Source organism: Comamonas denitrificans, from assembly GCF_042654745.1.
Lineage (GTDB): Bacteria > Pseudomonadota > Gammaproteobacteria > Burkholderiales > Burkholderiaceae_C > Comamonas > Comamonas denitrificans.
In genome coordinates, this window is record NZ_JBHSEY010000033.1 from 1 (window position 1) to 11,774 (window position 11,774).

Annotated in this window: 7 protein-coding genes; 1 reads left to right on the forward strand and 6 read right to left on the reverse strand. The window is 61.3% G+C overall.

Annotated elements, in window-relative coordinates:
- Positions 1–248: 248 nt before the first annotated feature.
- From ACFO24_RS07320 to ACFO24_RS07345, 6 genes are all read right to left on the reverse strand, one after another.
- Entirely contained in the window at positions 249–1,250 is a 1,002-nt protein-coding gene (locus ACFO24_RS07320) for a hypothetical protein (protein WP_377737744.1), read from the reverse strand.
- Between the two features lie 129 nt (positions 1,251–1,379).
- Positions 1,380–3,536: a methionine--tRNA ligase gene (metG, locus tag ACFO24_RS07325; protein ID WP_377737745.1), complete on the reverse strand. Its 2,157-nt coding sequence runs from the start codon at positions 3,534–3,536 to the stop codon at positions 1,380–1,382.
- Positions 3,537–3,610: 74 nt separating this feature from the next.
- On the reverse strand, positions 3,611–4,522 hold the full coding sequence (locus ACFO24_RS07330; RefSeq protein ID WP_377737746.1) for a GGDEF domain-containing response regulator: 912 nt from the start codon (positions 4,520–4,522) through the stop codon (positions 3,611–3,613).
- 2 nt (positions 4,523–4,524) lie between these two features.
- Complete coding sequence (locus ACFO24_RS07335; RefSeq protein WP_377737747.1) at positions 4,525–7,620, reverse strand: response regulator; 3,096 nt, start codon at positions 7,618–7,620, stop codon at positions 4,525–4,527.
- A complete protein-coding gene (locus tag ACFO24_RS07340) occupies positions 7,620–8,171 on the reverse strand; it encodes a YfiR family protein (RefSeq protein ID WP_377737748.1) in 552 nt (183 codons plus the stop codon). Before ACFO24_RS07340 ends, ACFO24_RS07335 begins: the two co-directional genes overlap by 1 nt.
- Positions 8,172–8,173: 2 nt before the next feature.
- Positions 8,174–10,423: a TonB-dependent receptor plug domain-containing protein gene (locus ACFO24_RS07345; protein WP_377737749.1), complete on the reverse strand. Its 2,250-nt coding sequence runs from the start codon at positions 10,421–10,423 to the stop codon at positions 8,174–8,176.
- A 183-nt stretch (positions 10,424–10,606) separates the two neighbouring features.
- Here ACFO24_RS07345 and apbC point away from each other — a divergent pair, with 183 nt between their 5' ends.
- Positions 10,607–11,704, forward strand: a complete 1,098-nt coding sequence (gene apbC, locus ACFO24_RS07350) for an iron-sulfur cluster carrier protein ApbC (RefSeq protein ID WP_377737750.1) — start codon at positions 10,607–10,609, stop codon at positions 11,702–11,704.
- The last annotated feature ends 70 nt before the right edge of the window (positions 11,705–11,774 follow it).

Below are 11,774 nucleotides of genomic sequence, written 5' to 3' on the forward strand. Positions count from 1 at the left end.
ATTCATAGTCCTATTCCTATCTCAAAGATAAGCGATAGGACGGGGATGGGGAATCAGGGGGCTATCTCATGGATAACGGAAGCGTATTTATCAGAAAGACTGGGGTTGATTACATCCATCGCTTCGCGAGCGATATCTTTAGCGTTTTTTACGAATGCCATTCAGTGATATCTCGATGTGAGCTGCTCAATAAGACAGAAATTTTCTGATCAAGCGTTTATATGCCTGGTTTTTAGCTTCAGCCTGGGCTAAATCATGCTGTGCAGATGGCGTTTGAGCATTGGCAGGGGCACGAAACTCAGGTCGTACATGGCGCTCAGGCCCTGGGCTTGCTCGGCGTTCAGATCGGTGCAGCACAGGATGAAGCGGCTTTTGGCCAGCCCCAGGCGCTTGTTCAGGCGCACGTATTTGTCGATATCGCGGCGAAATTCGCCGGTTTTGCATTCGATGCAAATGGGCTCTTGCCCCTGGGGTTGCAGCAGCACATCCAGCTCATGCAGGTCTTCGTTGGGGAAGGTGACTTTTACGCCCCGGGCGTAGGACAGGGGCACCGAGCGCTGCTTGCTGGCCGAGAGGGCTTGCACCAAGGCGTACCACTCCAGCCAGCCGCCTTCAAAAAATTGGCGGATGGCCGGGGCCATTTGCAGCGTCAGGCGGGCGATTTTTTCGGCTTTTTGGTAGTGGTAGCGGGCAAAAAAGGTGTGCTCGTACAGCGTGCGACAAAACTGGGTAATGGCCTGCCCGTCTTTTTGCGACAGCTTGGCCAGCTCGAGATTGACGTTGGTGTAGCTCTTGCGGTACGAGTAGCACACGCGGTCGAGCAGGTCGGCAAACAGCAGGTAGTCGTCGCCCAGGGCGGTGGCTGCCTCGTCAAAAAAGCCGCTGGTATCGGCCGCGCTGGGGTCGATGGCGGCTTGGATATTTTTTTGGGCGAACCACTGCACCAGGGCAGTGTGCGGGGCCTCTTTGGGGGCCGCATCCAGCGTGGGAAAGCTGCTGGCTGCGGGGGCTGCAGCAGGTACTGCCGGTGCCGGTGCTGCTGGCGCGGTCGGCGCGGCCACGGGCTGGGCCTGCAGGGTTTTGAGTTCGCGCGTGACGCTGGCCAGGCGCTTGATCAGCTCTTCGACAAAAAACACCGTGCCGTACACCGTACTGGGCGTGCCACAGCGTCCGCAAGCGGTGGGTGTATTGACGGGGGTTTGCGTGTCTTCGCTGACAAAACCGCATTTGTTGCAACGGTAGATGGGCATGGGGCTGGAAGGTCTGTGCCTGAAAGGCTGAAAAATATTAAAAAAGAAGCTGTTTGCGCTGGTAAATAAAGGATTTCCGTATGAAAACCATACAAAACCCTTTATTTAAAAGCGCAAAGAGCTATTCAATTAATGAATGCGCATTCCCGGCTGCGCCCCTGGGAAGGGTTCGAGCACGTAGATGCCGGGCACGGCTTTTTCGTCGGCGTGGCTGGCGGCCAGCACCATGCCTTCGCTCACGCCAAACTTCATCTTGCGCGGGGCCAGGTTGGCCACCAGCACGGTGAGCTTGCCCACCAGTTGCTCGGGGCTGTACATGCTGGCGATGCCGCTGAAGACGTTGCGGGTTGTGCCCTCGCCCGCGTCCAGGGTCAGTTGCAGCAGCTTGGTGGAGCCTTCCACCGCCTTGCATTCGATGATTTTGGCGATGCGCAGGTCCACCTTGGCGAAGTCGTCAATGGTGATGGTGGGGGCAATGGCTTCGCCGCCGGGCCGCCCCAAGGCGGAGCCAGCCCCCTCGGGGGGCAGCGAGGACGCGGCAGCGCCGAGCGTGGGGGCTTGATTGTTTTCCCCGCCGGGCTTGGGCGCTTCGATGACCGGCGCGGCGGGCGGCTCGAACAGGGCTTCAAGCTGCTCCATGGTGACGCGCTGCATCAGGTGCTGGTATTGGCCGATTTCGTGGCCAGCGCCCAAGAGCGTTTCAGCGTCGGCAAATTGCAGGGGCGGCACCTTCAGGAAGGCTTCGACCTGTTCGGCCACGGCGGGCAGCATGGGCTTGAGATAAATCGTCAGCAGGCGGAAGGCTTGGATGCAGGTGGTGCAGACATCGTGCAGGCGGGCATCTTGGCCTTCTTGCTTGGCCAGTTCCCAGGGTTTGTTGGCATCGACGTAGCTGTTCACCTTGTCGCACAGCAGCATGATCTCGCGGGCGGCGCGGGCGGTGTCGCGTGCTTCGTAGGCGGCGATGATGGCCGCTTGGGGCGTTTGCAGGGCCGTGAGCAGGGCTTGGCTGTCTTGGCCGATGCTGCCAAGCTGGCCATCAAAGCGCTTGGCAATAAAGCCGGCAGCGCGCGAAGCGATGTTCACGTATTTGCCGATCAGGTCGGCATTGACGCGCAGCATGAAGTCTTCGGCGTTGAAGTCGATGTCTTCGTTTTTGCCGTTGAGTTTTGCGCCCAGGTAGTAGCGCAGCCACTCGGGGTTCATGTTCAGGCCCAGGTATTTGAGCGGGTCCAGGCCCGTGCCCCGGCTTTTGCTCATTTTTTCGCCGTTGTTTACGGTCATGAAGCCATGCACGCAGATTTTGGTGGGCGTTTTGCGGCCGCTGAATTTCAGCATGGCAGGCCAGAACAGGGTGTGGAAGGTGATGATGTCTTTGCCGATGAAGTGGACCTGCTCCAGGGCCGGGTCGGCCATGTAAGCGTCGTAATCTTCGCCGCGCTGGTTCAAGAGGTTTTTCAGCGAGGCCAGGTAGCCCACGGGCGCATCCAGCCACACATAAAAGTATTTGCCCGGCGCGTCGGGGATTTCGATGCCGAAGTAGGGCGCATCGCGCGAGATGTCCCAGTCGTCCAGGCCGGTGCTGGTGCTGCCGTCGGGGTTGGTGCGGGTGCCAAACCATTCTTTGATTTTGGCGGCCACTTCGGGCTGCACGTGTTGGCCGTTTTGCGTCCATTCGGTCAAAAATTCGACCGCGCGCGGGTCCGAGAGTTTGAAGAAAAAGTGCTCTGAAGTGCGCAGTTCGGGCTTGGCCCCGGAGAGGGCGGAATACGGGTTGATCAAGTCGGTGGGCGCGTACACCGAGCTGCAGACTTCGCAGTTGTCGCCGTACTGGTCTTTGGCGTGGCAGCGTGGGCACTCGCCTTTGATGAAGCGGTCGGGCAGGAACATGTTCTTTTGCGGGTCAAAGAACTGCTCGATGGTGCGCGTTTCGATAAAGCCGGCCTGCTTCAAATCCAGATAAATCTGCTTGGACAGTTCGTGGTTTTCTGGGCTGTCGGTGTTGCTCCAGTTGTCAAAGGCAATGTGAAAGCCTTCCAGGTACTGCTTGCGCCCGGCGGCAATGTCGGCCACGAATTGCTGCGGGGTTTTGCCCGCTTTTTCTGCGGCAATCATGATCGGGGCCCCATGGGCATCGTCGGCACCGACAAAGTTCACCGCGTTGCCCTGCATGCGCTGCGCCCGCACCCAGGTGTCGGCCTGGATGTATTCCATGATGTGGCCAATATGAAAGTGGCCGTTGGCGTAGGGCAGGGCGGTGGTGACGAAGAGCTTGCGTTGCGACATGGTAAGGAGCGCTAAAAGCGGTAATGAAAAGAGGAAACAAAGCGGCCAATTCTAGGCGGCTGGGCAGCGCCTGCTTAATTGGCCCAGCGCACTTGGTTGCGGCCTTGGTGTTTGGCGCGGTACAGGGCCGCATCGGCCAGGGCGAAAAATTCGGGGTCGAGTGCGGTGGTGCTGGGGACGATGGTGTTGCCGCCCATGCTCATGGTCAGCCACGGGCCAAGGCTGGAATCGGGGTGGGGCAAGGCTTTGCTGTGCAGCAATTGTTGCAAGCCCTCGGCCAGGGCCTGGGCGCTGGTGGCATCGGTTTCGGGCAGTAGCAGAACAAATTCTTCCCCGCCGTAGCGGGCCACCAGGTCGCCGGGGCGGCGGGCCGCTTGGCGCAAGGTGGCGGCCACTTCCTGCAGCACGCGGTCGCCGGCCGCGTGGCCCAGGGCATCGTTGTATTTTTTGAAAAAATCAACATCGGCCACGATCAGCGACAGCGGTTGCTGGTTGCGCTGGCAGCGGTGCCATTCTTTGAGCAGCGTGGCATCGAACTGGCGGCGGTTGGGGATGCCGGTCAGCCCGTCCAGCGAGGCCAACTGCTCCAGCAAGCGCCGCTGGTGTACCAGCTGCAGTTGGTTGCGCACACGCACGCGCACGATGGGGGGGTGAAAGGGCTTGGAGATGTAGTCCACGGCCCCCAGGTTCAGGCCGTTTTCTTCATCGGTGGCCGAGTCCAGCGCGGTGATGAAAATCACCGGAATGAGGCGGGTGGCATCGTCGCGCTTGAGCTCGCGCAGCACGCCCATGCCGTCCATCTCGGGCATGAGCACATCCAACAGGATCAGGTCGGGGCGGTGCTGGCGCGCTTTTTCCAGGGCTTGCACCCCGTTTTTGGCCTGGATGATTTTGTAGGTGGTGCCAAACAGTTCGGTCAGCAGCAGGCGGTTTTGCTTTTCGTCATCGACGATGAGCAGGGTAAATTCAGTGTTAATCAGGTTCATTGCTATTTATTTAATAGTTGTTTGCGCAGGCTTAATAACAAATTAAGTGCTTCTTCGTACTCAACATCTTCAATCTTCTCCCGTATCAGCTCTAGTTCTTCAAGTGCGGCATGGTGGGTGTGCGGCAGCTGGGTGTGCAGCTGGCCGACCAGGCGCAGGGCGCTGGCATCGTCGTTGCGCAAGCATTCGGCCAAGTGGTCCAACAAGGTAATCAACTCATCGGCAGCGGCTGCCTCGGGTGTCTGCGCGGCGCTTGCGGGCGGGCTGGGTGGCCGCAAGGCGCTGAGCAGTGCCAGCACGCGGGTGAGTTCGGCGTGCATGGCTTCCCATGCCTCAGGCGTTGCTGCTTGCTGGGCGGCGTAGGCGTTTTCCAGCACCCTGGCGGCATCGGCCAAGGTGGCTGCGCCCAGGGTGGCAGCGGCCGATTTCAGGGAGTGGGCAATGCGCCGTGCGGTGGGCCAATCGTGCGGGGGGTCTGAAGCGAGGGCGGCCTGGATGCGCGGGGCGCTATCGGCAAATTCGCGCACAAAGTTGTCGAGGATGCGCAGGTACAAATCGGGCCGGCCCAGGCAGTGGGCCAGGCCGGCGGCGGTGTCGATGCCTGGCAGCGCCGGGAGGGGGGTGGCAGCGCTTGGAACAGAGCTGTGTGCCGGGGTGCCCGTGCTTGTGCCGGTGCGTGGGGCAATCCAGTGCAGCAAGGCGGCGTAGAGCGCATCTGGGTTGATGGGCTTGGTCAGGTGGTCTTGCATGCCCGCATCCAGGCTGCGCTGGTGGTCGCCTTCCATGGCGTGGGCGGTCATGGCGATGATGGGCAGGTGGTTGAACCGGGCTTCTTGGCGGATGGTTCGGGTGGCGGTCAGGCCATCCATTTTGGGCATTTGGATGTCCATCAGCACCAGGTCGTAGTGGTGGGGCGGGGCCGTTTGTATTTTTGTCACGGCATCATGGCCGTCGATGGCGGTCTCGACCTGTATGCCGGTTTCTTCCAGAAAGGCCAAGGCCACGGTGCGGTTGAGCGCTACGTCATCGACCAGCAGCACCCGGGCACCGGCGATGGCGCTGAAATCGAAGCGGCTGGCCGGGGACGCTGGGGTGGGGCTGGCAGGGCTGGTAGCGCTGGCTGTGGGGCTGAGCAAGGCTTGGCACATTGCCGCATGCAGGGCGGTGGGGCTGACCGGTTTGGTCAAAATATGCTGCAGGCCCACTTGCGCCGCTTGGGGGCTGAGTTTTTCGTAGCTGCCGGCGGTGACCATCAAGATGCCGGGCAGGCCAGCGCTTAGGTTGGCCGCCTGGATATGGCGGGCCACTTCAATGCCATCCATGCCGGGCATCAGCCAATCGAGCAGCACCAGGTGGTAGGGGGTGCCGGCCGCATTGGCTTGTTGCAGGCGCTGCAGGCAGGCTGGGCCGCTGTCCACCACATCGGCCTGGATGCCAAATTGCACCAGCGTGGCGTGCAAAATTTCACGGGCACTGGCGTTGTCATCCACCACCAGAACGCGCTTGCCGCTCAGCGGCGAGGTGGCGGCGCTGCTGTTGGGGGGCAATAGCGGCTGGGCGCGGCGGGCCACGGGCAGCTCCAGGGTAAAGAAAAAGCGGCTGCCCTGGCCCTCTTGGCTGGTGGCGTGAATCTGCCCGCCCATCAGCTCGACCAGTTGGCGGCAAATGGCCAGCCCCAGGCCGGTGCCACCAAAGCGGCGGGTAATGCTGTCATCCACCTGGGTGAAGGGGGTGAACAGCTGGCCCAGGCGGTTGGCGGGAATGCCCATGCCCGAGTCGGTCACAGAAAACTCCAGCCGCACGCCGGCCGGGGTGTGCGCTTGCAGCTGGATGCGGATGATGACTTCGCCAAATTCGGTGAACTTGATGGCGTTGCTGGTCAAATTGACCAGCACCTGGGTCAGGCGCAGCGGGTCGCCGCGCAAGGTTTTGGGGATGTGCGGGTCGCATTGCAGCAGCAGCTCCAGCCCCTTTTGCTGGGCCCGCAGCGCCATTTGGCCCACCAGGCTGTCCATGAGCTGGTCGATTTCAAAATCAATGTGCTCCACTTCCAGCTTGCCCGCCTCGATGCGCGAGTAGTCCAGGATGTCGTTGATCAGGCCCAGCAGCATGTCCGAGGCGGCGATTACCTTCTCTTGGTAATCGCGCTGGTGGGCGGTGAGCTCTGTTTTTAGGAGCAGCTTGCTCAGGCCCACAATGGCGTTCATGGGGGTGCGAATTTCGTGGCTCATGCGGGCCAGAAAGTCGGACTTGGCGCGGCTGGCCGCTTGGGCCTCTGCGGTGGCGTGTTGCAGGGCTTGGGTGCGGTGTTCGACCAGGGTTTCCAGGTTTTCGCGGTATTGCTGCAGTTCCTGGTCGCGCTTTTGCAGGCGCTCGATCATGTCGTTCAGGCTGCGCCCCAGCTGGGTCAGCTCATCGTGCCCCTGGGCATTGGCGCGTTCGGTCAGGGCCGGGTTGTCGGCCACCTTCCCCATGAGTTGATTGAGGCGCAGCAGCGGCCGTGCAATGCGCCGGGCAGCGCGGTGGGAGACCCATAAAAACAACAGCAGCACGGCCAGCAGTGTCACGCCCGTCTCGCGCGTGGTGCGCTGGATCGATTGGCGCATGGGCTGCAGCGAGGCCAGCAGCTCTACCGTGGCCGGGGGATCGGCGTGGGGAATGGCGGCCCACACCAGCAGGTGATCGTGGTCTTCCTCGTCATGAAACTCGATGCCGCTGCCCTGCGGCGGTGGCGGGGGCGAGACATGCTTGCGGATGTCCGGAGTGCGGGCAAATTCGGCATAGGGCGGTTTTCCGGGCGTGTAAGGCGCAATCAGCACCCGGGCACGCAAGATGGCGGCGTTGCCCTCGCTGGACCAGAGCAGGCGCTCGGCTTCTTGGGTGTCGCCAAAGGTCATCGCCGCCTGGCTGTTGGTGGCGATCAACTGGGCCTGGGCTTGCAAGGCGGTGCTCCATTCGCTGCGAATCAGGCGCTGTTGTTGCAACAGCATCAGGGCAAAGGTCAGCAGCAGCACCAGCACAATGGCGGCAGTAAAGCCCCATTGCAGTTTGCGTCGAATGGTTTGGGGGCGCAGCGCACGGGGCAGAAACTGAAACATTACGGCAGCAAGGTGGCCAGGCGCAGCAGCTGGGCGTTGAGCTTAACGCCTTGGCGGGCAGCGGCCGTGGGGTTGATGAGGATGTGTACTTTGCTGTTGTCTTGTGCGTGGGCGGCCAGCTCGACCATGCCACCGGCTTGGGCAAAGCCTGCAATATCTGAAACAGTTAGCGCATGGTAGGTGCTGAATGTTTGAATGTTTTCATTTAAATTTCTTTTATTTTCTGCGGTATCAGCTATAAAAATAATATCGCATACCTGGGCTGTTTCAGCTGTTGCGGGGGTGTGCAAGACCACGGTGCGCGCATCAATGGGCGTTTGGGCCAAGGCGTGCAAGGCATCACCAAACGGGTTGGTGCCCAAAATGCACAGGTTGAGCACGCTGCTGCCCTCCAAGTGGGTGAGGTAGGTAAAGCGTGGCAGCTTAAAGAGCAAAGCGGCTTTGACGGCCAGCAGCGATGGCTGGGCCACCGTGGGGGCAGTCCAGAGCAGGCTGATGCAGCTGATCAGGAGCAGAAGGAGGGCCTGGCCCCGCAGGCAAATCGTGCGCATGCCTAAAAGCGGTAGTCGAGGGTGAGCATCCAGCGCCGGGGCTGTTGGGGCATGTCCCAAAACGTCATGCTGCCCCCGCCACCGGCGGCGTAGTAGCGCTTGTCCAGCACGTTGGTCACGTCCAGCCACAGCGTGGCTTTGCCGTCCAGCAGTTGGTGCCAGCCCAGGTGCAGATCCAGTACGGCGGCCCCTGGCGTGCTGCAGCGGGTGGGGGCGCTGGGGGTGCTGCTGCAGTGGGCAGCGGGCAGCAAGGGGTTGGCGGGGGCTTTGGTGCGGCCATTGGTGGTGCTGCTGCTCCAGCGCAGCTTGGGGGTGATGCTCCATTGGTCACGCCAGCGCAGCGTGGTGCCCAGTTTGAGCTGGCGGCTGGCGACATAGGGAATTTGCCATTCGATGCCATTGCCGGTGTTGATGCGCCCGTGAATCCAACTGGCGCTGCCCCAGAGGTCGCCCGTCCAGTTGCGCCCCCAGCGAAAGCGCCACTGGGCGCTGATATCCAGGCCCCTTTGAAATTGGTAGCCGGCGTTGCCTTTGGTTTCGGGGTTTTGCAGCCACATCTGGGGGGTGATGACATCGGCGGTAGGCATGTTCACCACCAGATGGCTGATGCGGCTGTGGTACAGGTTGGTGCTGAAGTTCAGGTTCTGCGCAGGCCGCCAATCCCAGGTCAGGCTCAAGGAGCGGACAGTTTCTGGCTCCAAATGCTCATTGCCGACGCGGAAGTGGGTGCCAATGTAGCGGCCATCGGCATCTTGGCGACCATCAAAGTGGCCGATGGTGCTCAGGCTCTCTTCAGGCGACGGCGCACGAAAGGCTTGGCCATACAAGGCTTTGAAAACATGGTTTTTGCTGGGGGCAAAGACCACCCCCAGCCGGGGATTGATGCTGCTGCCATAGACCGAATGGCGGTCCAGCCGCACCCCGGCCACGCTGGAAAGTTGCTCACTCCACTGCGCTTGCCATTGCACGTAGGCCGAGAGGTTGTGAAACCGCGTGTGCGGGGTGTCCAACCGAAACCCTGGTGTGTTGGGGTACACCATGCCTTGGTCCGTCGGGGACAGGTCGGTGTTGTAGGGCTGGGGCATGGAGGCCGCTTCAATCGCCGTGTATTCCTGCCAGCCCAGGCCGCCTTGCACCTGGTGGCGCTCATTGACCTGCCAGTGCAGGCTTTCTTCGATGCCCGTGCGTTTGCCCTGCACGTAGGAGTAGCTCCGGCCAAAGTCGTTGTAAGCGTTGCTGTAGTAGGCGCGGGGATCGACTTGCATCTGGGCGTGGTCCAGCGTCAGCTTCCCGTGCAGGTTCTCGCCCAGGCGGTGGCGGTAGCGGGCATAAACCGTATCGTTGGTGGTTTGCCATTGGGCTGCGCGGTCGTAGCGGGCCATGGCATAGGGGTCGCCCGTGCTGGTCAGGCTGTTGAAGCGGTGGCGGTAAAAGCCTGCGGTCAATGGTTCGCCCAAGTCCAGCCGGGCAAACACGCTGCTGCTGCGGATGCCGCCGGTATAGGCCTCGCGCGTGGCTGCGGGCAGCACGGTGCGGCCGTTGAATTGGCCATCGACTTTTTGAAAATCATCGGGGTAAAACTCATCCAGCGGCGCACGGTCAGAGCGCTGGCTGTGCCCACCGACGCTAATGCCCAGGCGCTCGCTGATTTTGGCGCTGGTGAAAAACGAAGTGTCGCGGCTGCCAAAGCGCCCCAGCCCCACCGAGAAGCTGCCGCTGGCCCCGTTGGCGGTGGCGCTGGTGGCGTTGTCGGTAATGATATTGACCACCCCGGCCACGGCATCGGCCCCGTACAAAGCGGCAGCGGGGCCAAAGACCACCTCGACCTGTTTGGCATGGTAGAGGGCTAAATTTTCTGCCACCGGAATGTTGCCGCCACTGGGCTGGCCAATGCGGATGCCGTCCAGCATCAGCACCAGCTTGTTCGGCCCCAGATAGCCTTGCACTGTGAATTGGTTGAATTGCGAGGACTTGGTGCCACGCTGGAAATTCACGCCGGGCAGGTCTTCAAGCAAATCGGCCAAATTTTGGTAGCGCCGCTGGCGAATTTGCTCGCGCGTGAACACCATGACGTGCGCCGGTGTCTGGTCGCGTGTTTCGCTTTGGCGTGACGCGGTCACCACGGGGGTGGCAATCAGCTCTTCCAGCGACAAATCAAGCAACTGCTGCACATCTTCCAGGGAAGGGGTGGCGGCCAGTGCCTTGGCGCAGTAGCACAGGGCCAAGGCCAAAGGGATAAGACGAAGTGCCATGTCAAGCAAAAAAGGGCGCGATGGGGGGGAGGAAAGGCAAAGCTGGCAATGGTAACAGTCCAGCCCGCCCCGCCTTCTGGTGATGGCGGCCAGCAGTTGTGCGCGTGCAGATCGCGAACAGGTCATACGGGCTCTCTATGGCGCTTAGACTTTCGACATTTTTACGTTCGACGAAAAGTAACCATGCCTATTCTTGAAAACGACCTGCGCACCGCCTTGGCCAGTGTGCGCGATCCGCATACCGGCCAGGATTTTGTCACCAGCCAGGCCCTGACCAACCTCACCATCGAGGGCGGGGATGTGGCCTTTGACGTGGTGCTGGGCTACCCGGCGCAAAGCCTGCTGACCCCGCTGCGTCAGCAATTGATTGCCGCCGCCCGCACGGTGGCCGGGGTGCAAAACGTCAGCGCCAACGTGCGTTGGGAAGTGCGCTCGCATGCTGTGCAGCCGGGCGTGCAATTGCTGCCGGGGGTGAAAAACATCATCGCCGTGGCCTCGGGCAAGGGCGGGGTGGGCAAAAGCACCACCAGCGCCAACCTGGCCCTGGCGCTGGCGGCAGAAGGTGCCCGCGTGGGCGTGCTCGATGCCGATATTTACGGCCCCAGCCAGCCACTGATGTTTGGTGTCAGCGGCCAAAAGCCGGAAAGCATTGATGGCAAAACCATGCAGCCGCTTGAAGGCTACGGTGTGCAGCTGATGTCGATTGGTTTTTTGTTAGAGAACCCCGACCAGGCCATGATCTGGCGCGGCCCCATGGCCGTGCAGGCGCTGGAGCAAATGCTGCGCCAAACCAATTGGCACGGGCTGGATTACCTCATCATCGACCTGCCCCCCGGCACGGGCGACATCCAGCTGACCATGAGCCAGCGCATCCCGGTGACCGGTGCCGTCATCGTCACCACGCCGCAGGACATTGCCCTGGCCGATGCCCGCAAAGGCATTCAGATGTTTGAAAAAGTCAGCGTGCCAATTTTGGGCCTGGTGGAGAACATGGCCATGCACGTGTGCAGCCAGTGCGGCCACGTGGAGCACATTTTTGGCCACGACGGCGGCAAGGCCCTGGCGCAAGACAAAGGGCTGCACTTTTTGGGCTCGCTGCCCCTGTCGCTGCAAATTCGTGAGCAAGCTGACAGCGGCAAGCCCACCGTGGTGGCCGCCCCCGATAGCGAAGTGGCCGCCATCTACAAAAAACTGGCCCGCGATGTGGCCGTGCAAGTGGCCCTGGCCAGCACCGAGCAAGCGGCCAAAGCGCCCACCATTTCGATTCACCGCAAAAAGTAAAGGAAATCCTGCAAAACCCTCCGCAATGTTTGGTACATGTCAGCATGCAATGGCATCCTCACAGGCCATG